Raw genomic sequence first — 23,774 nt, 5'->3', positions numbered from 1 at the left:
GCGAGCCGAGCGGGTCAGGCGGAGTTGGCGCGCTTGTTCGACGCGGCGTGCCAGGAGTCGAGCTCGGCGCGCAGAACGTCAAGCTCTGCCTCCAGCTCGGAGACGAGCACGATCGCCTCGGCGGCGCGCTCCTCCGAGCTGCTCAGCGAGCGCTCGAGGCCCTGGATCGTCTCGGTGCCCTCGACGCGGGCGCGCTCGGCGAGGTCGGCGCGGCGGGCCTCGTTGTTGACCTTGCGGGTCTGGTCGGCGACCTGGCGCTGCGCGGTGCTGAGGGCGACCTCGAGGCCGGCGATGACCTCCTCGCGGGCGGTGATCTTGCGGCGCATGTCGAGCGCGAAGTTCATGTTCTCGGCCGTACGGCGCTCGGTGAGCGCGGTGTAGGCACGCGCCTGCTCGGCGCGGTCACGAGCCGCCTCGACGCGGTCGTCGGCGAGCTCGGAGTGGGTGATCTTGGTGGCGGCGGCGCCCAGGACGACGGCGAGGACGGCAGCGACGGTGATCAGCAGCGCCGACCCTGACACGACAGCACCCACCACCGACACGGCGGAGAGCGCCAGCAGTGCGACCGCCACACTCAGGCGGGTGCTGCGCTGGCGACGGCGCGCAGTCGTGCGGGACGACTGTGACTGCTGGGGCTGAAGGGAAGACATGTGGTCAGGCTAGGGCTCCTCGTCCCCCGAAGGGACGCGACACGCGCGTTCGAGCGCGAGTGAGGCGAGCATCATGAGCAGGCCGCCCAGGGCGGCGACCCCGCAGCGGAGCAGTCGCTCGTCGGCGAGCTCGGAGGCGTCGCCGAGCCAGGTGATGGCGTAACCGGCATAGCCGCCGGCCGCCAGGGTCCCCACCAGGGCACTGGCACGCGCGAGCACCAGCCGGTTGACGGCGCGGTTGTCGGGCAGTCGCTGGCGGCGGACCTGGACGGTCTGCCAGGTGTGCCAGGCGACGTAGGCCAGCACAGCGGCCACGAAGACCAGAGCCAGTGCCTGCACCCACGTGACGAAGGGGGCGGTGCCGCTGAGCCGGACGACGACCGGTCGCAACAGCCAGCCGAAGACCAGGCCGATCACCGCCGCGATGGCCAACGACGCGCCCGTGGTGGGGCGCAGGTGGCCGTCCGGCGGGGCCGGGTCGGGCGTCACTGGACCTCGATCACCAGATCGTCGCGCTTGGTGATGCCGGAGGCGTCGAGGTCGGCGAGCAGCTCGACGATCGGGCCGCGGTCGGGGAACACGGCGTCGGGCTCGAGATCGTGCCACGGCTGCAGCACGAAGGCCCGCTCGTGGGCGCGCGGGTGGGGCAGGCGCAGGAAGTCGTCGTCGGCGCGACGGTCGCCGACGACGATCAGGTCGACGTCGAGCGTGCGCGGGGCGTTGCGCACCTCGCTGCGCTCCCGGTCGAAGGCGTCCTCGACGGCCAGGGCGCGCTCCATCAGGCGGGCGGCCGGCAACGTGGTGTCGGCCAGCACGATCGCGTTGAGGAACTGCGGGGCGTCGTCGGGCGCGTCGACGGCGTCGCTCTCGTAGACGGGCGAGACGCCGGTGACGAAGAAGTCAGGGGTGTCGGCCAGGGCGTCGACGGCACCCTGCAGTGCGGCGAAGCGCTCTCCGAGGTTGGACCCGAGAGCGACCACCACCCGGCGGATCGGGTGCATCTCCCCGGTCAGGGAGTCGGCATCCACGATGTTGGGGTTGGGGGTCTCGGTCATTGGTGGCCCTCGTTGTCTAGGGGGTGTGTCTGGTGATCGTGAGCGCGACATCGGCGAACGTCGCCTCAATCGGTGCATCCGGCTTGTGAATCGTGACGCGGGCCCATTCAACACGACCGTCCGCGAGGCAGACGTCCGCGATGCGCTGGGCCACCGTCTCGATCAGATTCACGGGATCGGACTCGACGGCCGCCTTGACCCGCGCCACGAGGCTTCCGTAGTCGACGGTGTCCTGCAAGTCGTCGGAGGCCGCCGCGGGCGCGGTGTCGAGACCGAGGGTGAGGTCGATCACGAAGGTCTGGCCCTCGCGCCGCTCGAAGTCGAAGACACCGTGGAAGGCGAAGCACTCCACTCCGGTGATGCTCAGCTCGTCGGTCACGAGACACCACCCTGCCGGATGCCACCGACACCGGTGACACCGGACCCGTCGCCGGCCAGCGCATCGACCACGGCGAGGGCGTCGCAGGTCGCCCGCACGTCGTGCACGCGCAGGCAGTCGACGCCGCGCTGCGCCAGCAGCGCGACCAGGGCGACGTGGGCGAACTCCCGCTCCCCCACCTCGCGCGGTGTGCCGTCGGCGAGCAGCGAGCCCAGGAACGACTTGCGGCTGGCACCGATCAGCAGCGGCCGCCCCAGCGACTCGAGCGACTCCAGCCCCCGCAGCAGCTCCCAGTTGTGCTCGGGCAGCTTGGCGAAGCCGAGGCCAGGATCGAGCAGCACCCGCTCCGGGTCGATCCCCGCGGCCACGATCGCGTCCAGGCGCGCGCCGAGCTCGCGGCGTACGCCCTCGACGACGCCGGCCGGGCCGTAGTCGGTGAAGTCCTGCATCGTCGTGGCGTGGGCGCGCCAGTGCATCGCGACGTACGTCGCCCCGCTGGCCGCCACCACCTCGAGGATCCCCGGATCGGCCAGCCCCCCGGAGACGTCGTTGACGATCTGCGCGCCGGCCTCCAGCGCCGCTGCCGCCACCGAGGCGCGCATGGTGTCGACGGACACCACTGCCCCCTCGGCGACCAGCCGGGTGATGACCGGGACGACGCGGTCGAGCTCCTCGTTGACCAGCGGGCGGGTCGCGCCCGGCCGGGTCGACTCGCCGCCGATGTCGAGCAGGTTGGCCCCGTCGGCCAGGAGCTGACGACCGTGCTCGACGGCACGGTCGGCGTCGGCGTACAACCCTCCGTCGGAGAACGAGTCGGGCGTGACGTTGACGATCCCCATCACGCGGGGACGAGTCATCGTCGGGAGTTGATCAGCGCCATTGCCTCGGCGCGGGTGGCCTGGTCGGTGAGCATCGTGCCGCGGACGGCACTGGTGATCGTGCGGGCGCCGGCCTTGCGGACGCCGCGCATGGTCATGCAGAGGTGCTCGGCCTCGATCACCACGATCACGCCGCGCGCGTCGAGGATCTCCATCAGTGCGTCGGCCACCTGGGTGGTGAGGCGCTCCTGGACCTGCGGACGCTTGGCATAGACGTCGACCAGGCGGGCCAGCTTGGACAGCCCGGTGATCTTGCCGCTCTCGGCCGGGATGTAGCCGACGTGGGCGACCCCGGTGAAGGGCACGAGGTGGTGCTCGCACATCGACCACAGCTCGATGTCGCGCACCAGCACCATCTCGTCGTGACCGATGTCGAACGTCGTGGTGAGCACGTCCTCCGGGCGCTGGCGCAGGCCCTGGGTCAGCTCGGCATAGGCCCGCGCGACCCGGGCCGGCGTCTCCAGCAGCCCCTCGCGCTCCGGGTCCTCGCCGATGGCCGCGAGCAGCTCGCGGACGGCAGCCTCCGCACGCGCGTGGTCGTAGTCGGGGATCTCGCGCTCGTCGAGGCTGATCGGATCGGTCATCGTCGCGGGTCCGTTCAGGCCGGGGGTGCAGGAGGCTCGGTGTCGCCCGGCAGGTCACCGTGCGTGTCGCCACCCGAGCCCGGCGGCGTGAGGATGACGCCACCCTCGCGACCGGACGCCAGGGCACCCGCAGCGGCGCGGTCACGGATCTCCTGCGGGATCTCCACGGGCGGGATCGTGCTGGGCGTGCGCGCGTCGGAGCCGGTCCACGCCGGACGGTCGGGGTGCAGGCGCAGCGGGACGAAGATCTCGGCGATCTCGGCCTTGTCCAGGGTCTCCTTGTCGAGGAGCTCCAGCACCAGTGCGTCGAGCACGTCGCGGTTGTTCTCGAGGGTGTCGAAGGCTTCCTGGTGGGCCGTGGAGAGCAGCTTCTTCACCTCCTCGTCGATGATCGCGGCGACCTCTTCGGAGTAGTTGCGCTGGTGGCCCATGTCGCGGCCCATGAACGGCTCGGAGGAGCTGTCGCCGAGCTTGATCGCGCCCAGGCGGTCGCTCATGCCGTACTGCGTGACCATCGCGCGGGCGAGGTTGGTCGCCTTCTCGATGTCGTTGCCGGCGCCGCTGGTGACGTCGTGGAAGATCAGCGCCTCGGCCGCCATCCCGCCCAGCATGTAGGCGAGCTTGTCGAGCATCTCGCTGCGCGTCTGGCTGTACTTGTCCTCGTCGGGCAGCACCATCGTGTAGCCCAGCGCACGACCGCGCGGCAGGATCGTCACCTTGTGCACCGGGTCGGTGCCGGGAAGCGCCGCGGCGACGAGGGCGTGGCCGCCCTCGTGGTAGGCCGTGATCAGCTTCTCCTTCTCGCTCATCAGGCGAGTGCGTCGCTGCGGACCGGCGATCACGCGGTCGATGGCCTCGTCGAGGCTCTCGTCGGTGATCAGCTTCTCGTTCTGGCGCGCGGTGAGCAGCGCGGCCTCGTTGAGCACGTTGGCGAGGTCGGCACCGGTGAAGCCGGGCGTACGGCGAGCAACGCTGAGCAGGTCGATGTCGGCCGCGATCGGCTTGCCGCGCGAGTGCACCTTCAAGATCATGTGCCGGCCGTTGAGGTCGGGGGCGTCGACGGCGATCTGGCGGTCGAAGCGGCCCGGGCGCAGCAGCGCCGGGTCGAGCACGTCGGGCCGGTTGGTCGCGGCGATCAGGATGACGCCGCCGCGGACGTCGAAGCCGTCCATCTCGACGAGGAGCTGGTTGAGGGTCTGCTCGCGCTCGTCGTGACCTCCGCCCATACCGGCGCCGCGGTGGCGACCGACCGCGTCGATCTCGTCGATGAACACGATGGCGGGAGCGTTCTCCTTCGCCTGCTCGAACAGGTCGCGCACGCGGGAGGCGCCGACGCCGACGAACATCTCGACGAAGTCGGACCCGGAGATGGAGTAGAACGGCACGCCCGCCTCACCCGCGACAGCGCGGGCGAGCAGGGTCTTGCCGGTGCCGGGCGGGCCGTAGAGCAGGACGCCCTTGGGGATCTTGGCGCCGACGGCCTGGAACTTCGCCGGCTCCTGGAGGAACTCCTTGATCTCGCCGAGCTCCTCGATCGCCTCTTCACAGCCGGCGACGTCCGAGAACGTCGTCTTCGGCATGTCCTTGGTGATCAGCTTGGCCTTGGACTTGGCGAACTGCATGACGCCGCGGCCACCGCCCTGGGCCTGGTTCATCAAGAAGATGAACAGCAGCACGATCAGCGCGAACGGGAGCAGGGTGACGAGCAGGGAGCTGAGCAGGCTGGGCTGCGGGTTCTCGGAGTTGGACTCCTCGATGGTGCCCGTGTCGACCTGCTCGTCCACCAGCGCGAGCAGGCTCTCCTGCTGGCCGTCGATGTAGTGGGTCAGCACCTTGTCGCTGCCCTCGCGGGTGCCGTCGTCCAGGGTCGCCTGGATCTCCTGGTCACCGTCGATGAAGGTGATCTCCTTGACGTCGCCGTCCTTGATCCAGGTGCTCAGCTCGGACGTCTTGACCTCGTCGTACCCGCCGTTGGGTGCGAGGTACTGGATGGCCAGCAGGACGCCGAACATGGCCAGCACCATCCACAGCCAGGGGCCCTTGAATATGCGCTTCACTTGCATCTTTCGCCAGGGGTGATCAGGAGTGACGCGACGCTACCTCGTCGCGGCCAGCCTGTGGTCTTGGTGGTGCCAGTCGTGCTTACGCAGGCATTGTTTCAGGCGGGGTGAAAGCGAGGCGCCGCTCAGGAGTAGACGTGGGGGGCCAGCGTGCCGATGTCGCGCAGGTTGCGGTACTTCTCGCGGTAGTCCAGGCCGTAGCCCACGACGAACTCGTTCGGGATGTCCCAGCCGACGTACCTCGGCTCCACCGGCATGCTCAGCGCCTCCGGCTTGCGGAGCAGGGTGGCGATCTCGACGCTGGCCGGGCTGCGGCTGCCGAGGCTGTTGACCAGCCAGCTCAGCGTCAGCCCGGTGTCGATGATCTCGTCCACGATCAGCACGTGCCGACCGGTGATGTCGGTGTCGAGGTCCTTGAGGATGCGCACCACGCCGCTCGACTTTGTGCCCGAGCCGTAGGAGCTGATCGCCATCCAGTCCATCTCGACGTGGCGCGGCAGCGCCCGCGACAGGTCGGCCATGACCATCACCGCACCACGGAGCACGCCCACCATCAGCAGGTCCTGGCCCTCGTAGTCGGCCGCGATCTGGGTCGCCATCTCAGCCAGCCGCGCCTGGATCTGCGCTTCGGTGAACAGCACGTTGACGAGGTCGTTCTCCACGTGGGCTGACTCCATGGCGTCAGCGTAGATGCACGCCGGCCTCTCGTCGCCACGGGTCCGTGCGGCGTACGGCGCCATCGGGTGTCCGGCGGGGAGACGAAACTCCACGCAGGTGCGTGGAGATCCCGGTGCCACCGGTCTGGCAGGGCTGAAGGTCCACGCAGGTGCGTGGACCTTCAGGTCAGGCCACGTCGGCCCAGCCGGGGAAGTGCGGTCGCCAGTCCTCGCGGGGTCGTGCCGGCAAGCCGGCCAGCCCTCGAGCGCGCAACAGGGTGTGGACCCGCTGGACGGTGTGCTCCGGGTGCTTGTAGATGCCTGAGGAGACGATGACGACGATCCGCCACTCGCTGTCGTCGATGGCCTCGCGACGGGTCAGGTCTGCCTCCCACTGCTCGACCCGCTCCACGTGGTGGCGCCCGTCGTACTCGACGATCACCCGCACGCCCGGCCAGCTCAGGTCGTAGCGACGCAGCACCTCCCCGTCCTCGGTCCTGATCTCGAGGTTGACCCGGGGCTCGGGGATGCCGGCCAGCACCAGCAGCATCCGCAGCCGCGTCTCCATCGGGGAGTCGACCTTCTCCCGGACGTACGCCGCCGCCCGGCGCGCGAGGTCACCCGCGCGACCGCCGGCCGAGCCCGCGGCCTGGATCAGCTGGTCCACGCGGACGCCCTTGCGGCGGACCATCCAGTCCCCGGCAACCACGAGCTCGACCAGCGGCAACAGGGTGGCCAGCTCGACGAAGAGGTCGGGCAGCGTCGAGACCCGGACCCCGCCGACGACGGACACGTCGGCGTCCGACCGCACGTGGCACGTCACGCCGGCTCGCCTCAGCCGATGACCGACCTCGGGCACGGTCACGTGCTCGTCGGGCGGCAACCTCACGGGCACGCCCCAGATCCTCGCGGCGGTGGCATGGCTCGCGAAGGCGTTGTCGAAGAAGCAGAGCAGCGCCGCCTCGGCACGCAGCTGTGGGGAATCCGGGACGTCGGCGGCCACCAGGACGCCGTACAGGATGCGCCGGAAACCCGGACCGTCCAGGCTGGCGCGCCCGAGGCCGGCCGCGATCCCACGCCAACGCGGGAACGGCCGCCGAGTGTTGAAATCGCCCTTGATCTGCATGCCGCCAGCGTGCCGAGGTCGCACGGTTCTCGCATCCGGTCATCCACAGGGATGGCGGCCCGATGAATCTCCACGCAGGTGCGTGGAGATCCACGTCTCCAGCCGCGGTCAGCACTGAAAGTCCACGCAGGTGCGTGGAGATTCAGGTGCGCCCAATCAGGACGGCGCTCTCGGAGCCGGCTCGAGGACGAGCAGGGCGTCACGGCGTACGGCGCGCAGGTGGCCCGGGAGGTCGATCCACTTCTGCCCCCGCCAGTCGGTCAGGAGGGCGTCGACGGCGAGGACGTGCTCGTGGAAAAGCTCGGCGGGCGGGGCTCCGGCAGCGAGGGCGGCGGAGCGGATGACCCGGCGGCGCAGCGCCGGCGGCTGGGCGGACAGCAGCGGGATCGTAAGTCCGTGCGGACCGGCCACCTGCGCCAGGACGGAGTCAGCCAGTGAGTCGAGCAGCGCCATGTCGTCGCGGAGCTGGTCGGCGGTCCGGGCGAGGGTGCGGGCCACGCCCGGCCCGAGCTCGTCCTCGAGGAGCGGCAGGATCGTGCGGCGGACGCGCACCCGCGTGAACGCCGGGTCCGAGTTGTGGGGGTCCTCCCACACCGTGAGGCCCTCGACCTGGCAGGCGGTGACGGTGTCGTCGCGGCGTACGTCGAGGAGCGGGCGTGCGAAGACGTCGAACCCGCGCCGCATGCCGGCCAGGGAACGACCGCCCGAGCCGCGGGTCAGGCCGAGCAGCACCGTCTCGGCCTGGTCGTCGAGGGTGTGGCCGAGGAGCACGACTGCGGCGGAGAGCCGGGCGGCGACCTCCTCGAGCACGGCGTAGCGCGCCTGCCGGGCGGCACCCTCGGGACCGATCCCGGTCGCGGAGACCGTGACGGTCGCGGTCAGAGTCTCGTCGGCACCCATCGCGGCCATCTGCTCGACGACGCGCTGGGCCTGGGCGTCCGAGCCCGGCTGGAGCCGGTGGTCGACGGTCACCCCGACGACCCGCAGCGACCTCTTGTGCCCCTCGAAGAGAGAAGCGGAGAGCAGCGCCAGCGAGTCGGCTCCGCCGCTGCAGGCCACCACCACGGTCGCGCCGGGGTCGAGCGGGTCGAGCACGGCGCGCACACCTCGGCGTACGACCGCGAGAGACGGGTGGAGGGTCACAAGACGCGGGTGATCCAGGCGTCGGGGTCGCCGATCTCGGACTTGGACGGGAGGTTCTCGGGGCCGACCCAGACGGCGTTGAACTGCTCCATGCCGACCTTGTCGACAATGTGGTTCACGAAGGTGGCGCCGTCGCGGTACTGCGCCATCTTGGCGTCGAGGCCGAGCAGCCGGCGCAGGATGCGGTCGAGGGTGCCGATGCCCTTGCGGCGCTCGTTGAAGGACGCGCGGATCGCGTCGACCGAGGGGATGACGGTGGGTCCGACGCCGTCCATCACGACGTCGGCGTGGCCCTCGAGCAGCGACATGACACCGGTGATCCGATCGAGGATCGCGCGCTGCTCGGGCGTGCTCATCATGTCGATCAGGCTGCCGCCACCACCCCGGACGGCCTCGGAGACGCGACGGACGGCGTCCTCGGCGAGTCGGGTCGGCTCGACGCTGTCGGTCAGCGCCATCATCTCGGAGTGGAGGTGGTCACGCATCCACGGCACGGCCGTGAACTGCACGCGGTGGGTCTCCTCGTGCAGGCAGACCCACAGGCGGAAGTCGCTCGGGTCGGCGCTGAGCTCGCGCTCGACGTGCACGATGTTGGGCGCGACGAGCAGCAGCCGGCCGGACGGGTCGTGGAAGGGGTCGAACTGCCCCAGCACCTTGGTGCCGAGGAAGCCGAGCAGCAGGCCGACCTCGGCGCCGGTGACGCGGGAGCCGATCGCCAGCGAGAGCCCGGACGGGGCGCCCTTCTTCGCCGACAGCTTGGCGACCATCGGCTCGATGATCTTGGCGAAGCCGTCGGCGTTGGCCTGCACCCAGCCGCGCCGGTCGACGACCAGCACGGGCGCGGTGTGCTCGGCCGCGACGAGGCCGGTGAACTCGCGCACCAGGCCGGTGGAGCGGTCGGCTCCCGCGCGCAGCTCCGCGACGGCGGCGGCCGCGTCGTCGGGGGACACCTCGGGCCCGTCCCCCGCCACCTTGGCGCCGAGGTTCACCGCGAAGTCCCAGTCGACCAGTCCACTCATGCCGCGACCCTAGCCCGCGCCGCACACACAGGCGGCGAGGTCCGCGGCGAGCGCATCCAGGGCAGCCTCGACGTCGACCTCGCGCGCCTTCCCGGTCTTGTCCACGGCGAGCACGAACACCATCTGCGTCCCGTCGCGCCCGGTGGCGAGCCCGGCGAGCGAGCTGACGCCGCTGAGCGTGCCCGTCTTGGCGCGTACGTCGCCGAGCGCGACTGCGTCCGCGGAGGCGAACCGGCCCGCGAGCGAGCCGGTGAAGCCGGCCACCGGCAGCCCAGTGATCAGGGTGCGGAGCTCGGGGTGGTCGGCGCGGGCGGCGATCTGGAGGACCTGCAGCATGGTCGTCGGCGAGAGCCGGTTGAAGCGGGAGAGCCCCGAGCCGTCGTGGACGACGTCGGAGCCGGTCTCGACGCCGAGGGACTGCAGGGTGCTGAGCACCCCGGCCGCACCACCGGTGAAGGAGCCGTCACCGGTGACCGCGAGCCCGACGTGGTGGGCCAGCACCTCGGCCGCCTCGTTGTCGCTGACGTCGAGCAGGCGCTCGACGACCTGGTCGACCCGGGCGCTCTCGACGCTGGCCAGCGTGGCCGCGCCCGGTGACGCGACGCCGCGGGTCGGGGCGCCGAGCACCTTCACGCCCTGGGCGGCCAGCGCCCTGGCGAAGGTCGCGGCGGCGGTGAGCGAGGGGTCGTCGCTGCGGCCGTATCCCGTCGGGGACGCGCCCCGGTCGACCCACAGGGCCGTGATCGGCGTGACGATGTCGTCGGGGACGTAGTCGGCGCGCCACTTCGGGTTGTCGGTGGGGCCGGTGAACAGCGAGTCGTCGTAGACGACCCGCACCCGCTTGCGGCCCTTGAGCGCGCGGGCCGTCGCGCGGGCCAGGGTGAGGACGTCGGCGCGGGCGGGGTAGACCGACGCGGCCTCCTCGGGCGCCACCGGCTTGCTCGCGAGATAGGGGTCGCCGCCGCCGACGAGCACGACCTGGCGCCGGGAACGGCCGGCCACGACGCGCGTGGTGAACCGGGTGTCGGGTCCGAGGGCCGACAACGCGGCAGCGCTGGTCAGCAGCTTGGTGATCGACGCCGGCAGGAACTGGTCGTCGTCGCGGGTCCACACGGCACCGTCGCCGCCCAGGTCGCCGACCGCCGCCACGACGTGCTTGCCGAGGTCCTTGTCCCGCAGCCCCTCGGCCACGGCGGCCTCGACGGCGGCCGGGTCGACGAGGGTCTGCGGCTGCGCGGGCGCGGCGACCGGGGCAGGCGCGGGCCAGGCCGGGAACTCCAAGCCGGCCGGCGGCGCGACCGCTGCCGGGTCCTGGGTCACGTCGTCGCCGTACCAACCGAGGTAGCGGGGACCGAGATCGAAGCGGTAGGCGGCAACCGCTCCGCCGAGCAGTGCGAGGACGAGCAGGGTGGGCAGCCAGTGCGCCGCAGCGCCCGGACCGGCAGGGTGGCGTGCGTCACGTCCCACTCGATTTGCCCCCGTTCCTTTGGCCCTTTTGCGTCATTGTGCGCGACACTGACCCTCGAGCCGGGCCCGGGTCCACCCTGGAGTGCCCGGACGGACCAGCTCCGGAGTCGCCGGGGCATCGACGACGTGGAGGCACTGTGCTCGAGTTTGACGTGGTGATCGAGATCCCCAAGGGCTCTCGCAACAAGTACGAGATCGACCACGAGAGCGGCAAGATCTACCTCGACCGGATGCTCTTCACCTCGACGGCCTACCCCGAGGACTACGGCTACATCGAGAACACGCTCGGTCTCGACGGCGACCCGCTCGACGCGCTCGTCATCCTCCAGGTGCCGACCTTCCCCGGCTGCCACATCAAGGCCCGCGCCATCGGCATGTTCCGCATGACCGACGAGGCCGGCGGCGACGACAAGGTGCTCTGCGTCCCGACGCACGACCCGCGCATGTCGCACCTCAAGGACATCAACGACGTGTCGGAGTTCGACCGTCTCGAGATCCAGCACTTCTTCGAGGTCTACAAGGACCTCGAGCCCGGCAAGTCCGTCGAGGGCGCCAACTGGGTCGGCCGCGAGGAGGCCGAGGCCGAGGTGCACGCCTCCTTCGAGCGGGCCAAGCACGCCGGCCACTGAACCACCGCCTCGAACCCGCCCGGAGCTCTCCGGGCGGGTTCGTGCATTTCAGCGGGTCAGCTGGCGCTTCTGGGCGTCGAGGCCCTTGAGCTTGTGCGGGTTGCGGACGATGTAGGCGCCGGTCACCAACCCGTTCTCGAAGGTGAACGTCGCCACCGCCTCCAGCTCGCCGTCGAGCTCGAGCCGCAGGGCAGGCCCGCCGTTGACCGAGACGATCTCGGCGGAGGTCGAGGCCTCGTAGACGCCGGCCAGGAAGCGCAGCACCTTCTCGGCCCCGAGGATCGGCCGCAGCGCCGCCCGCTTGAAGCCGCCGCCGTCGGTGATCAGCACGATGTCGGGGGCCATCGCATCCATCAGCGCCTGGAGGTCGCCGCCGTTGACGGCGTCGATGAAGCGCTCCAGCACGGCACCGTGCGCCTGCGGCGCGACCACCTCGCGCGGGCGCCTCGCCTCGACGTGCGACCTGGCCCGGTGGGCGATCTGGCGCACCGCCGCCTCCGACTTGTCGACCGCCGCCGCGATCTCGGCATAGGACACGTCGAAGACCTCGCGCAGCACGAACACCGCCCGCTCGACCGGGGGCAGCGTCTCCAGCACCAGCATCATCGCGGTCGAGACGCTGTCGGCGAGCGCGACGTCCTCGGCGACGTCGGGGGCGGTCAGCAGCGGCTCAGGCAGCCACGGACCGACGTACTCCTCACGGCGCCGCGCGTTGCCGCGCAGCTTGTTGAGCGAGAGCCGCGTCGTGATCCGCACGAGGTAGGCGCGCTCGTCGTGCACCTCGTCGGTGACGTCGGCCCACCGCAACCAGACCTCCTGGAGCACGTCCTCGGAGTCGGCCGCCGATCCGAGCATCTCGTAGGCGACGGTGAACAGCAGGTTGCGGTGCGCCACGAAGGCGTCGGTCCGGCTCACACTCACACCTCGGAGGGTACGGCGAGGGGCAGCTCGCACACGTCGCTGTAGCCCTGGCTCGCCAGGCCCATCGCGGAGTTGAAGCGCGAGCGCTCGTTCTCGATCGCGACCATCATCGTCAGCTCGACGACCGCGGCGTGGCCGAGCCGCTCGTCGAGGCTCGCGACCATGTCGTCGGTGACGGCCGGCGGGGTGGCCGTCATCGCCTCCGCGTAGGCCATCACGTCGCGCTCCAGCTCGGTGAAGACCTCCGACTCGCGCCAGCGCGGCACCTCCCGCACCTTGGCGAGGTCGAGACCGTCCTCGCGGGCCATGAAGTAGCCGAAGTCCAGGCACCACGAGCAGCCGATGACGCCGGCGCTGGCCATCACGGCGTAGGTCTTGAGGTGCGCGTCGAGGGCGTCCCACTTGGCGACCTTGCGCTCGAAGCCGAAGACGCCGTTCATCACCTTCCTGTTGTGCCACAGGACGTAGGCGTTGTCGGGGACCTGGCCCCACATCCGGCGGGCGACGCGGCGCATCACCGCGCCGTACGCTCCGTCGATGGTGGCCTTCGGGATCCGGAACGTGCTGGTCATGGTGATCTCCTTGGTCGGTGGTGTCTCCTACGACATGGAGACACCGACCGCGTCAGGTCTGTGACAGCTGGCCCTTGATCGCTCGGAAATATCCCATCGCACCACTCATCTCGAGTCGTACGGCGCCCGCGCCGGCCTCCTCCAGCCAGCGGCGCGCGTCGTCGGAGCTGCACATCGGGCCGAGCACGTGGGCGCGCCGGCCGACGGCGTGCACGAGCTCGTAGCGCCGCTCCAGGCCGCTGAAGTCGTCGGTGAACAACGAGCTGCCGCTGATCGCGGCGCCCGGCTTGAGCACGCGCACCATCTCCTGGATCGCCCGCTGCGGGTCGGGGAAGACGTGCAGGCCGGTCAGCGACACGACGAGGTCGAAGGAGTCGTCCTCGAAAGGCAGTGCGCCCACGTCGGCGATGGCGGTCGTGACCTGGCCTTCGACTCCGCGCTTGCGCGCCACGTCCAGCGCACGGTCGAGCATCGCCTGTGAGATGTCGGCCGCGACGTAGTCGAGCCGGGCGCCGGGTCGCAGCCCGCGCAGCGCGACCCCGCCGCCGACCGGGACGTCGAGCACCCGCGAGCCGTCGGGCAGCTCACCGATCTCCCGCGCGGCGGCGTACAACCGCGAGATGTCACTGCCGAGGCCGAGCCGCCACAGGGGCTTTCCGAGCGCGGGGCGCTCGACCATCAGCGGGTAGAACTTCGCCCACAGCGGGTCCTCGTCCCACGCACCGACGAGCGGGAGCCTCATGGCATGCCCGCAAGGAACGAATCGACTGCGCGTGCGACCTCGACGTGGATCTGGGCCGAGCGCACGGCGTCGGCAGTGCCCATGCCGTGATCGGCGTCGGCCACCTCCAGCACGTCACAACCGGCGTCCGCGAGCTCGCGGGCGACGGTCGCGTCCCAGAGCTCGTCGGCCAACCCGCCGACGAGGAGCTGGCGCCCGGCGTTGGCGGCGATCGCCTCGGCGAGGGCTGGCTCGACAAGCAGGGGTGTCAGCCAGATGGCGTCAAGGGCCCGCTCCGCGGCGTACGACGCGGCGCGGGTGCCGAGCGACTTCCCGACGATGACGACCTGGTCGGCGTCCTCGTGGGCGAGGGCCTCCTCCACGTGCCGGCGCACCCAGTGCTCCGGGTCCTCACCTTCGGCGCGATCGGTCGTGTCCCACCAGATCTGCTGCACGGTGAACCCGTGCTGGACCAGGGCTTGCCGGGCGAACTCCAGCAGCGGCGCCGACGGCGGGTAGGCGCGCCCCGGCGCGATCACGGCCAGACCGCGGCTCTCGCCGGCGGGCTCCCACCGGGTCGGCAGCCCTCCGAAGGTCATCCGTCGTACCCCACGTGTGCGGTCCACTCGTCGTCGGAGCGGATCGTCGCCGCGTGCAGGGCGGCGGACACGGCGGGCGGTGCGAACGGGCCCTCCTTCGCCAGCGATCCATTGACCTGTACGGCGACGGCGCGGATGCCGCGGCCGGAGAGGGTCGCGTCGAGGCTGGTCACGAGATTGCGGACCGCGGCCTTCTGGACGCCCAGGCTGGGGGCCGCCGGGTTCGGCTGGTCGGCGGCCATGCTGCCGGTCACGAGCAGCCGCGCGCCCGCCGGCATCGCCTCGACTGCCGCCTGGACGGCGGGGAGCAACGGCGCGACCCCGAGCGCGAGGTCCTCGAAGAGCTGGTCGGGCGTGAGGTGCAGGACGTCGGCCTCGCGCCACGCGCTGGGGTTGAAGTGGAGCACGTCGATCCGGCCGTGCCGCTCGACGACGCCCGCGACGAGCGCGGTCACCGCCGCCGGATCTGTGAGGTCGGCACCCAGCCCCTCCGCGATCGCACCCTGCTCGCGGAGCCCGGCGGCGAGCGGCTCCATCTGGTCGTCGGTCTGCCCGACGAGCACGACGGTGTGGCCGGTGTCGGCGAATCGGCGCGCCGTGGCCAGGCCCAGGCCGGGCCCGGCGCCGAGGACGAGATAGACCGGTTTGTTCACGTCAGGATCTCCTCCGAGCGCAGCATCTCCTCCGGCACCCCGAAGGCGTCGACGAGGTCGACGGCCAGCGGCCGGATCTTGCGGCACAGGTCGTTGACCTCACGGCTGATCTGCTTGGAGCGGGCGCTGGAGAGTCGGCCGTGCTCCATGAACCACGCCCGGTCGGCCTCGATGGTGGTGAGCGCGTGCAGGTCGCAGAGCAGGTTGAGCGCGACCTTCAGGTCGCCCTCGGGCAGCGCCCGGGTCTTCTCGATGAAGGAGTCGAGCACCATCCGCTCGACGTGGGCCCGCGCCGCGGCGATGACGTGGTCCTGGACACGGGAGAAGACCTCGCCCGGGTTCATCCCGTTGTCGATGCCGCGCTTGAGCCGGCGCGCCACGCCGCCGAGCATGTGCTCCTCGCGGAAGCGCAGCATCTGGCGCTGGTAGTTGGGGTCGAGCAGGCCGGCTTCCTGGTCCCACTCGTCGCCACCGGGGAGCGCGTCCTTCAACCGCTGGAAGAGCTTGTGGGCGCTGGTCTTCTCGATCACGGTCTCCACCGCGAGCCCGGCGACGAACTTGACCATGCCGAACTGGTCCATGTCGGAGAACTCGCTGGAGTAGTCGGTGAGCAGGCCCTTCGCGACCAGCTGCAGCAGGACGTGGTTGTCGCCCTCGAAAGTGGTGAAGACGTCCGTGTCGGCCTTCAGCGCGGTGAAGCGGTTCTGGCTGAGGTAACCGGCGCCACCGCACGCCTCGCGGCACTCCTGGATCGTCCGGGTCGCGTGCCAGGTGCCGAGGGCCTTGGTGCCGGCCGCCCGCGACTCGAGCTTGCGCCGCGACTGCTCGTCCCCGGTGACGCCCATGAACACGTCGTGCAGGGCGCCGGCGACGTACTCCTGCGCGAAGTGGAGTGCGTAGGTGCGCGCGATCAGGGGGAACAGCCGCCGCTGGTGCATGCCGTAGTCGAGGATCAGCTGCTCGGTGTCGGGGTCGCTGGCCTCGAACTGGCGACGCCGGACGCCGTAGCGGGTCGCGATCGTGAGGGCGACCTTCGCCGCGTTGATGCCGGCGCCGCCGACGCAGACGCGCCCCTGGACGAGGGTGCCGAGCATCGTGAAGAAGCGCTTGTTGGGGTTCTCGATCGGGCTGACGTAGTCGCCCGCCTCGGTCACGTCGGCGAACTGGTTGAGCAGGCTGGTGCGTGGGATCCGCACCCCGTCGAACCAGATGCGCCCGTTGTCGACGCCGTTGAGCCCCATCTTGTGGCCGCAGTCCTCGATCCGGACGCCGGCCACGACCTTGCCGTCCTCGCGCACCGGCACGACGAACGCGTGCACGCCTCGCCCTTCGCCGCCGACCTCGAGCTGCGCGAAGACGACCGCGAGCTCGGCATGCGCGGCAGCGTTGCCGATGTAGTCCTTGCGACTGGCGTCGTCGGGCGTGGTGAGGACGAACTCCTGGGTCTCCACGTCGTACGTCGCGGTGGTGCCGAGCGCCTGGACGTTGGACCCGTGTCCCGTCTCGGTCATCGCGAAGCAGCCCATCAGACGGCCGGTGATGAGGTCGGCAAGGTAGGCGTCGTGGTGTGCCTTGGTGCCGAGCTGGAGGATCGCGCCGCCGAAGAGGCCGAACTGCACGCCGACCTTGACGAGCACACTGAGGTCGCCGAAGGCGAGGGTCTCGAAGGCCGCCACCGAGGCGCCGACATCACCGCCACCGCCGTACTCCGGCGGGAAGCCCATCCCGGTCTGGCCGGTGCCGGCCATCTCCACGACGACGTCGCGCACACGGTCGCGGAAGTCGGCCCGGCTCATCTCCTCGGCGTCCACCAGGATCTGCTGGTGCTCGGCCAGGTTGCCCCGGACGAGCGCCCGCACCTCGGCGTACTCCCCGTCCAGGAGAGTGGTCAGCGCCGCGACGTCGACGACGGGCTGCACGTAGCCGCCGTCCGCCTCCTGGGCCTGGCCCTCGGACTTGCTTGCCTCGTCGGTCACGTTCTCGACAGCGTCGCTCGTGGTCATGTCCCACAAGGTAGCGTCGCGCGCGTGAACCGTCCCGAGCCCGAGACCGACTTCGGACGCATGGCCTACAACTTCTCCATCGTCGGCGTGCAGAAGAGCGGGACCTCGACGCTGTCCGGGACCATCAGCCAGCACCGCCTCGTGTGCCGGCCGCCGCGCAAGGAAGCGCACTTCTTCAACAACGAGGAGTACGACTGGTCGCAGCCCGACTACGAGCGCGACTACACCGCGCCGCGGCGCGCGCGGATCCACACGATGGTCGGCGACTCGACGCCGGTCTACCTGTTCTGGCCCAACGCGCTCGAGCGGATGCGCGCCTACAACCCCGACCTCCCGCTGATCGCAGTGTTCCGCGACCCGCTGGAGCGGTTGTTCTCGCACTGGACGATGCTGCGCACCCGCAACCCCGACTGGCCCGACTGGCCCGGCTTCCTCACCGAGTTCCGCCCGACGACGCTGCCCATGACGGTGCCGACCGACGTCAAGCCGATGCGCTACAAGCACATGTCCGGCATCGCCCGCGGCTACTACGGCGCCCAGCTCGAGCACGGCTTCTCGGTCTTCCCGCGCGAGCAGTGGCTGCTGCTGGAGTTCCGCCAGATGCTCGCGTCGTTCAACCCCTCGGTCGACCGCGCGACCGACCACCTCGGGCTACCGCGTTTCGAGGAGCACCCGCCGTTGCGCAACCGCTACGCCGGCGCCGAGCTGGTCAGCGGGACCGCCCCGACTGCTGACGACCTCGCGGCGCTTGCTGAGCTGTACGCCGCCGACCTGGCCGTCTTCGACAAGGTCTCGGGCCTCGACACCTCCGAGTGGCCGACGACCCGCATCCTCGCCGGGACCCTCGACCCGGGCGAGCTCGCGGCCCGCTTCGCCACGAAGGTCGCACCGCTCACCTCCTGAGGCTGGCGCTGCGCCGTACGGGCATCCGCCTCCCCCCTCGAGCGGTGAGTGACCCACATTCCGTCGACGCGGAATGTGGCCTCTCCACCGGAGTCGGGCGTGTCCGTGGCGACTCGCCGAGACGGGGGTGAGCCACCCACATTCCAGATCAAGAAAATGTGGCTGGCTCACCGCTCACCTGACGGCCATCCGGGGGCGGGCGCGTCAGGGGCGGGCGAAGAAGTTCGGCGCGGTCCAGGAGTACATCGACTCCTGCACGACCGGTCGACCCGTGCGCGGGGCGTGGATCATCTGGCCGTTACCGATGTAGAGGGCAACGTGGTAGATCGAGGACGACCTCGAGCTCGAGCCCCAGAAGAGCAGGTCGCCGGGCACGAGCGCGGCCGCGGTGATCGGCGTGGAGCCGGTGTACTGCGCGACCGAGTAGTGCGGCAGCGACTTGCCGCCGGCAGCCCAGGCGCCGGCCGTCAGGCCCGAGCAGTCCCAGGCGTCCGGACCCGAGGCGCCCCACTTGTACGGATCACCGATCTGGGCCGTGGCGAAGGAGATCGCGGCCGATGCGTTCCCGGAGGGGGCCGGTGGGGTCGTCGGGGTCGGGGTGGGCGTCGGCGTGGGAGTCGGGGTCGGGGTGGCCGTCTGCGTCGGCGCCTTGGTCGGCGTCGGCGTCGAGGTCGGCGTGGGGGTGGGAGTCGGCGTGGCCGTCTGCGTCGGCGCCTTCGTCGGGGCCTTCGTCGGCGTCGGCGTCGGCGTCGGGGTGGCGGAGGCCGCAGCCTCCTCCGCGTCCTGCTTCGCCTTGGCGGCCGCCTCCTGGGCGTCCTTCTCGGCTGCTGCCTGGGCTGCTGCCTGGGCAGCGGCGTCCTCGGCGGCCTGGGCCGCGGCTGCGTCGGCCGCCTGCTGTGCAGCCTGGGCGGCAGCCTCGGCCGCCTTCTGCTCGAGCGCGGACTGGCGCTTCTCGGCGAGGGCATAGCTGATGCCCTGGAGCTCGGCGAACTCCCCGATCAGGTCGGTCTTGGTCCGGGCGATGGACTCTGCCTCGGCACCGGCCTGCTCCTGGGCGGCGGCGGCATCGTTGCGGGCGGCGGCAGCGTCGTTCTCGAGCTGCTCGGCCTGGGCGAGCGCGTCCTCCGCCTGGCGGTCGGCGACGGCGGCCAGCGTGGAGGACGCCTCGAAGGCGTCGAACTTGCTGTCCAGCACGCGCTCGGTGACCTGCATCGTGGCGGTCGTGTCGAGGACGCTCTGGATGCCGTCGGCCTCGACCATGGCCGCGAAGCCCTGGAGCTCGGGGTTGTACTGGTAGCTGTCGACCAGCGCATCGGCGTACGCCTGGCGGCTCTGCTCGACGTCCGCGCGGGCGACGGCCGCTGCCTCGTTGGCCGAGGCGGCAGACGCGCGGGCCTGGTCGGCGGCCCAACGCGCTCCGTTGAAGGCCTCGGCGGCCACGGAGGCCGAGACGGCCGAGGTGCGCAGGCGCTCGTTGGCCAGCGCAAGGTCGGCGCGGACGGCGGCGACGTCGCGGGCGGCGGCGTCGGCACTGGCCTCGGCGCTGGCGACGTCCTCCTGCGAGGGCACGTCCTCGTCCGCGGCGTGGGCCGAGACGGCCACCCCCGACGCGAGCAGGGTCAGGCTCAGCGCCGACGCGGTGATCCAGCGGATCGGCGTTCGGCTCTTTGTGGGCGCAGACAGGGCTCGCACGGTGTATCCCCTTGGCAGTAGACGGCCATGGGTGACTTCCCTTTCACCCATGACACTTGCGGCACGTTAGTGCTCACCAGCCCCAAAGGGAACAACTTTCACAAAAAACATGCAAGTCGTCGGCGTGTCGACTTGCGAACTACAACAATGTAGTTCTCGACAGGTGGCTACCTGTGGGCGTGCTCGCAGGAGCCTCGCGGATGGATTTCCACTCGCGCGAGTGGAAGTTCATCGGGGGTCGAGCGTGAGCGCGCGGTACGGCGCCCGAAGATCCACTCGCACGAGTGGATCTTCATCGGGGCGGGTGCGATGACTGGCCACGCCCGGGCGAACGTCAGTCGACGTCGACGGGGACCTTGGAGGTGGTCGACGTCGGGTGCGAGGCGAATCCCCCGCGGTCGAACTTCTGCCCGCTGGCGAGGCCGCCGAGCCAGAAGGAGACGAGAGCGATCGCGACGCCCGCGATGTCGTCGGCGACGTAGTGCCAGCCGAAGTAGAGCGTGGCGACCACCGTGATCACGAAGTTGATCCAGAAGATCCAGTGCACGAGCCGGTTGCGCAGGGTGTACTGCACCATCAGCGCGACGAGCAGGGTGATCGCGACGTGCAGGCTGGCGAAGCCCGCCACCGATTGCACGGCGCCCTCGATGCCGTCGCGGACGACGCCCTTGCGGGCATAGAACAGCGAGTCCATCAGCGCACCCGAGCCGGTGTCGGGCAGGTCGCGGTAGAGCCAGGAGTACTGGAAGCCCGGGCCCAGGGTCGGCAGCGCGTAGTAGGAAGCAGTTCCGAGCGACCACGCGAGGCACTGGGAGGTGGCGAACCAGTAGCCGAAGGTGATGTTGCGCGACCACACGAGCCAGGCAGCCAGCGCGAGCGGGACGAGCGGCAGGAACCAGAGGTAGACCGACGAGAGCACGTGGGCGGACGGGCCGGTGCCGAAGATGGTGTGCAGGACGGTCGCGGGCTCGTGGCCGAGGAAGAGCGCGCGGTCCATGAGGTGGAGCTCGCGGTCGTACTTCGCGTCGCCCATGATGAAGGGGAGGAACGACTTGAGGTTCCGATAGCTGACATAGGTGATGTAGAAGCACACCAGGCCCATGACGACGAGGATCATCCGCTCGCGGGTCCAGTGGTCGCGGACCCGGTTCTTGACGATGTCCGGCATCAGCTTCGGGTTCAGCCGCGAGACCCACAGGGTCCGCGGCAGCATGTCGAGCAGGAACGCGCCGAAGACGAGCAGCGGCAGCCTCAGCCACGACGGCCCGAGGAACCCTTCGGGGTCAACGAGGCGCCGGTCCAGGCTGAAGGCGGCGACGACCGCGAGCAGTCCCGTGACCGTCGCGACTCCAACGAGCAGGGCATAGGCCGGGCGATACACGAAGGGCAGTCTAGGCAGGGCCCTGCGACAGGTCAGATTCCGCGGATCGGCGCGACCCGGGTCGGATCGACCCGCAACCGCACGGTTTCGCCCGGTCCCCAGTGGCTGTCGCGGGGCGCAACGGCGTCGACGAGACCAACGTCACCGACGTCGACCACCAGCCGCACCAGCTCCGGGGTGGCGCGCGCGGACTCGACGGTGCCGCGGAGCCGGCCGGCCTCGTCGGCGACGAGCGCCGATCGGCGTACGGCGACGCCCGCGACAGCGTCGGCAGCCGGAGCGCCTCCGGGGTGCCCGGGGACCGCGGCCAGCACGGTGGCCACGGCCGAGCCGGTGAGCACGCGCGCATAGCCGAGGAACAGCGCAGTCTCGGTGTCCACCGGCGCGGCCCACACGTCCCCGATCGGGCCGGACTGGACGACTCGCCCGGCGCGCATCACCGCGAGCCGGTCGGCGACGTGGAAGGCCTCCTCGTGGTCGTGGGTGACCATCAAGGCGGTGGTGCCGGCGGTGTGCAGGATCTCGCGCAGGTCGACGGCGAGCCGTTCGCGCAGGCCGGTGTCGAGGGCGGACAGCGGCTCGTCGAGGAGCAGCAGGCGGGGCTCGACGGCCAGGGCCCGGGCCAGCGCGACCCGCTGGCGCTCACCACCGGACAAGGTGGCCGGGAGGCGGTCGGCGTAGCCCTCCAGCCCGACCAGGGCGAGCAGCTCGGCGACGCGTTCCTCAGAAGGGCGGCCCCGCAGGCGCAGGGCGTAGCCGACGTTGCGGGCCACCGTCATGTGGGCGAAGAGCTGGCCGTCCTGGAACATCAGCGCGAAGCCGCGCTTGTGCGTCGGCAGCCGGTCCACCCCGACGCCGTCGAAGGCGATCGTGCCCGCGGTGAGGGGCTCGAGACCGGCGATGGCGCGCAGCAGGGTCGACTTGCCGCAGCCGGAGGGGCCGAGCACGGCGAGGATCGACCCGTCGGGGACCTCGAGCGAGACGTCGTCGACCGCGACGACGCCGTCGTAGGCGACCGAGACGTCCGTGAGGGTGAGCATCGTCAGAAGGCTCCCACGCTCGGCACTCGGAGGCGCTCGACGGCCAGCATCACCACGGCCGTGGCGGTCGCGAGCACGACCGACGCGGCGAGCGCCATGCCGTAGTTCATCTCCCCCGGGTGGCCGATGAGCCGGAAGATCACGACCGGCACGGTCGGGTGCTCGTCGCGGGCCAGGAAGGAGGTCGCGCCGAACTCCCCCAGCGACGCGGCGAAGGCGAAGCCGCTCGCGGCGAGCAGGGGCTTCCACACCACGGGCAGGTCGACGGCGAGCAGCGCCCGCCACGGCGAGGCGCCGAGGGAAGCCGCAGCCTGCCGCTGCCGGTCGTCGATCGCGCCCAGGACGGGCACCAGGGTGCGGACCACCAGCGGCAGCGCCACCAGCGCCTGCGCGATCGGCACGAGCAGCGGCGAGTCGCGCAGGTCGAGCGGCGGCTGGTCGAGGGTGATCAGGAAGCCGAAGCCGAGCGTCACGGCGCTGACGCCGAGCGGCAGCATGAAGAAGCCGTCGAGGATGCCGCGAGCGCGTCGCTCCGCCCGGCTCTGCGAGCGACGGGTCACGAGCACGGCGACGGCCAGCCCCATCGCCAGGGCCATCCACGTCGCATCGACGGCCGTGCGCACCGACGTGAGCAGCGCGTCGGTGACAGGCACGAGGAGCGCGTCGTTGGAGCCGACGCTGGTCAGCGCGCGGTAGTTGGCGATCGACCAGCCGTCGTCGGTGCGCAACGAGCCCAGCACCAGCGTCGCGATCGGCGCGGCCACCATGATGAGCACGAGCACCGTCACCGCGATCGCGGGCGCGTCACCGGTGCGGATCGCCCGGGGGCGGGCGGTGGAGCGGTGGGCCGTGGCATCGGGCGTGGCCCGCAGTCGCGCAGCGACGCCGAGCAGCGCGACCACGACGACGAGCTGGAGCACGGACAGCGCGGCGGCGGCCTGCAGGTCGAACAGGGTGGTGGTGAGGAGATAGATCTCCGTCTCGATGGTCGCGTAGCGCACCCCGCCCAGGGTGAGCACGATGCCGAAGGCGGTCGCGCAGAAGAGGAAGACGACACTCGCGGCGCTGACGATCGCCGGGCGCAGCGCCGGCAGCGTCACCGTCCACCACACCTGCGCCGGCGAGGCACCGAGGGCTGCGGCCGCCTCGGCGGGCCTGGTGTCGAGCGACTCCCAGGCGGCCCCGACCGCCCGGACCACGACCGCGATGTTGAAGAAGACGAGGCCGGCGATGATCGCGACCGGTGTCCCGTCGAGGCCGAGGAAGCCGAGCGGCCCGGCCTCGCCGAGGAGCAGCCGGAAGGCCACGCCGACCACGACGGTCGGCAGCACGAAGGGCACCAGCAGCGTTGCCCGGACCAGCCGGCGACCCGGCAGCGCGAGGCGGTGCAGCACGAAGGCCACCGGCAGGCCGAGAAGCACCGCGATCGCCGTCGCCGACCCCGCGGACCACACCGTGAACCACGCGACCCGCCGCACCCGGGGCCGAGCCAGGACGTCGAGGACGCCGCGAGGGTCGAAGGCCCCGTCGGGCCAGAACCCGCGCGCCACCATGCCGCTCACCGGCAGCACGAAGAACACGCCGACGACCAGCACCGGCCCGGTCGCGAGCAGCGCGAGGGTCAGCCAGCGCCTCACCGGGAG

Annotated in this window: 24 protein-coding genes; 2 read left to right on the top strand and 22 right to left on the bottom strand. The window is 71.1% G+C overall.

The annotated features are described in order from the left end of the window. Nucleotides 1–14 precede the first annotated feature (14 nt). The 12 genes from CF8_RS01515 to dacB all read right to left on the bottom strand — a co-directional run bounded on the left by CF8_RS01515 (nucleotide 15) and on the right by dacB (nucleotide 11,017). Nucleotides 15–650, bottom strand: coding sequence for a hypothetical protein (locus CF8_RS01515; RefSeq protein WP_051204088.1), 636 nt, complete (start codon nucleotides 648–650; stop codon nucleotides 15–17). Nucleotides 651–659: 9 nt separating this feature from the next. Beyond that, entirely contained in the window at nucleotides 660–1,139 is a 480-nt protein-coding gene (locus CF8_RS01510) for a DUF3180 domain-containing protein (RefSeq protein WP_010831374.1), read from the bottom strand. Further along, nucleotides 1,136–1,705 carry a 2-amino-4-hydroxy-6-hydroxymethyldihydropteridine diphosphokinase gene (gene folK, locus CF8_RS01505; protein ID WP_010831373.1) on the bottom strand — a complete coding sequence of 190 codons (570 nt, stop codon included), beginning with the start codon at nucleotides 1,703–1,705 and terminating at the stop codon, nucleotides 1,136–1,138. Before folK ends, CF8_RS01510 begins: the two co-directional genes overlap by 4 nt. A 16-nt stretch (nucleotides 1,706–1,721) precedes the next feature. Next, nucleotides 1,722–2,084, bottom strand: a complete 363-nt coding sequence (gene folB, locus CF8_RS01500) for a dihydroneopterin aldolase (protein WP_010831372.1) — start codon at nucleotides 2,082–2,084, stop codon at nucleotides 1,722–1,724. Further along, nucleotides 2,081–2,941 carry a dihydropteroate synthase gene (gene folP, locus CF8_RS01495; RefSeq protein WP_084622747.1) on the bottom strand — a complete coding sequence of 287 codons (861 nt, stop codon included), beginning with the start codon at nucleotides 2,939–2,941 and terminating at the stop codon, nucleotides 2,081–2,083. Before folP ends, folB begins: the two co-directional genes overlap by 4 nt. Further along, nucleotides 2,938–3,546 carry a GTP cyclohydrolase I FolE gene (folE, locus tag CF8_RS01490; protein WP_010831370.1) on the bottom strand — a complete coding sequence of 203 codons (609 nt, stop codon included), beginning with the start codon at nucleotides 3,544–3,546 and terminating at the stop codon, nucleotides 2,938–2,940. The genes folP and folE overlap by 4 nt, the downstream gene beginning before the upstream one ends. A gap of 14 nt (nucleotides 3,547–3,560) precedes the next feature. Then, entirely contained in the window at nucleotides 3,561–5,603 is a 2,043-nt protein-coding gene (gene ftsH / locus CF8_RS01485; protein ID WP_442937092.1) for an ATP-dependent zinc metalloprotease FtsH, read from the bottom strand. A gap of 128 nt (nucleotides 5,604–5,731) precedes the next feature. Continuing rightward, nucleotides 5,732–6,283 carry a hypoxanthine phosphoribosyltransferase gene (gene hpt, locus CF8_RS01480; protein ID WP_036491889.1) on the bottom strand — a complete coding sequence of 184 codons (552 nt, stop codon included), beginning with the start codon at nucleotides 6,281–6,283 and terminating at the stop codon, nucleotides 5,732–5,734. A gap of 166 nt (nucleotides 6,284–6,449) precedes the next feature. Next, nucleotides 6,450–7,388 (bottom strand): hypothetical protein, encoded by a 939-nt coding sequence (locus CF8_RS01475; protein WP_051204087.1) that lies wholly within the window; start codon nucleotides 7,386–7,388, stop codon nucleotides 6,450–6,452. A gap of 156 nt (nucleotides 7,389–7,544) precedes the next feature. Beyond that, on the bottom strand, nucleotides 7,545–8,531 hold the full coding sequence (gene tilS / locus CF8_RS01470; RefSeq protein ID WP_010831366.1) for a tRNA lysidine(34) synthetase TilS: 987 nt from the start codon (nucleotides 8,529–8,531) through the stop codon (nucleotides 7,545–7,547). Continuing rightward, nucleotides 8,528–9,550: a zinc-dependent metalloprotease gene (locus CF8_RS01465; RefSeq protein WP_010831365.1), complete on the bottom strand. Its 1,023-nt coding sequence runs from the start codon at nucleotides 9,548–9,550 to the stop codon at nucleotides 8,528–8,530. Before CF8_RS01465 ends, tilS begins: the two co-directional genes overlap by 4 nt. A gap of 9 nt (nucleotides 9,551–9,559) precedes the next feature. Further along, a complete protein-coding gene (gene dacB, locus CF8_RS01460; RefSeq protein WP_010831364.1) occupies nucleotides 9,560–11,017 on the bottom strand; it encodes a D-alanyl-D-alanine carboxypeptidase/D-alanyl-D-alanine endopeptidase in 1,458 nt (485 codons plus the stop codon). Between the two features lie 137 nt (nucleotides 11,018–11,154). Here dacB and CF8_RS01455 point away from each other — a divergent pair, with 137 nt between their 5' ends. Beyond that, entirely contained in the window at nucleotides 11,155–11,646 is a 492-nt protein-coding gene (locus CF8_RS01455; RefSeq protein ID WP_036489966.1) for an inorganic diphosphatase, read from the top strand. Between the two features lie 48 nt (nucleotides 11,647–11,694). Here CF8_RS01455 and CF8_RS01450 read toward each other — a convergent pair whose 3' ends face one another. Genes CF8_RS01450 through CF8_RS01425 form a run of 6 tightly spaced genes read right to left on the bottom strand, consistent with a single transcriptional unit; the run spans nucleotide 11,695 to nucleotide 17,115 of the window. Further along, complete coding sequence (locus CF8_RS01450; protein WP_036489965.1) at nucleotides 11,695–12,567, bottom strand: RNA polymerase sigma-70 factor; 873 nt, start codon at nucleotides 12,565–12,567, stop codon at nucleotides 11,695–11,697. Continuing rightward, complete coding sequence (locus CF8_RS01445; RefSeq protein WP_010831361.1) at nucleotides 12,564–13,139, bottom strand: carboxymuconolactone decarboxylase family protein; 576 nt, start codon at nucleotides 13,137–13,139, stop codon at nucleotides 12,564–12,566. The genes CF8_RS01450 and CF8_RS01445 overlap by 4 nt, the downstream gene beginning before the upstream one ends. A 52-nt stretch (nucleotides 13,140–13,191) precedes the next feature. Beyond that, the gene (locus tag CF8_RS01440) at nucleotides 13,192–13,881 is read right to left on the bottom strand and encodes a class I SAM-dependent methyltransferase (protein WP_010831360.1); all 690 of its coding nucleotides are present in this window, start codon (nucleotides 13,879–13,881) and stop codon (nucleotides 13,192–13,194) included. Next, nucleotides 13,878–14,459, bottom strand: coding sequence for an alpha/beta hydrolase (locus CF8_RS01435; protein WP_010831359.1), 582 nt, complete (start codon nucleotides 14,457–14,459; stop codon nucleotides 13,878–13,880). Before CF8_RS01435 ends, CF8_RS01440 begins: the two co-directional genes overlap by 4 nt. Beyond that, nucleotides 14,456–15,112 carry an SDR family oxidoreductase gene (locus CF8_RS01430; RefSeq protein WP_010831358.1) on the bottom strand — a complete coding sequence of 219 codons (657 nt, stop codon included), beginning with the start codon at nucleotides 15,110–15,112 and terminating at the stop codon, nucleotides 14,456–14,458. The genes CF8_RS01435 and CF8_RS01430 overlap by 4 nt, the downstream gene beginning before the upstream one ends. Further along, on the bottom strand, nucleotides 15,109–17,115 hold the full coding sequence (locus tag CF8_RS01425; RefSeq protein WP_010831357.1) for an acyl-CoA dehydrogenase family protein: 2,007 nt from the start codon (nucleotides 17,113–17,115) through the stop codon (nucleotides 15,109–15,111). The genes CF8_RS01430 and CF8_RS01425 overlap by 4 nt, the downstream gene beginning before the upstream one ends. 24 nt (nucleotides 17,116–17,139) lie before the next feature. Here CF8_RS01425 and CF8_RS01420 point away from each other — a divergent pair, with 24 nt between their 5' ends. Next, entirely contained in the window at nucleotides 17,140–18,018 is an 879-nt protein-coding gene (locus tag CF8_RS01420; protein WP_010831356.1) for a sulfotransferase domain-containing protein, read from the top strand. A gap of 204 nt (nucleotides 18,019–18,222) precedes the next feature. Here CF8_RS01420 and CF8_RS01415 read toward each other — a convergent pair whose 3' ends face one another. The 4 genes from CF8_RS01415 to CF8_RS01400 form a co-directional block, all read right to left on the bottom strand. Further along, nucleotides 18,223–19,710: a C40 family peptidase gene (locus tag CF8_RS01415; protein ID WP_010831355.1), complete on the bottom strand. Its 1,488-nt coding sequence runs from the start codon at nucleotides 19,708–19,710 to the stop codon at nucleotides 18,223–18,225. 334 nt (nucleotides 19,711–20,044) lie between these two features. Continuing rightward, nucleotides 20,045–21,091 carry a phosphatase PAP2 family protein gene (locus tag CF8_RS01410; protein ID WP_010831354.1) on the bottom strand — a complete coding sequence of 349 codons (1,047 nt, stop codon included), beginning with the start codon at nucleotides 21,089–21,091 and terminating at the stop codon, nucleotides 20,045–20,047. 32 nt (nucleotides 21,092–21,123) lie between these two features. After that, entirely contained in the window at nucleotides 21,124–22,131 is a 1,008-nt protein-coding gene (locus CF8_RS01405) for an ABC transporter ATP-binding protein (RefSeq protein WP_010831353.1), read from the bottom strand. A 2-nt stretch (nucleotides 22,132–22,133) separates the two neighbouring features. Further along, a complete protein-coding gene (locus tag CF8_RS01400) occupies nucleotides 22,134–23,768 on the bottom strand; it encodes an ABC transporter permease (RefSeq protein WP_010831352.1) in 1,635 nt (544 codons plus the stop codon). Nucleotides 23,769–23,774: the final 6 nt, after the last annotated feature.

It is taken from the genome of Nocardioides sp. CF8 (assembly GCF_000389985.1).
In the GTDB taxonomy this organism is placed as follows: domain Bacteria; phylum Actinomycetota; class Actinomycetes; order Propionibacteriales; family Nocardioidaceae; genus Nocardioides; species Nocardioides allogilvus.
The sequence above is the reverse complement of the archived record's forward strand: the minus strand, read 5'-3'. Positions and strand labels throughout refer to the sequence as shown.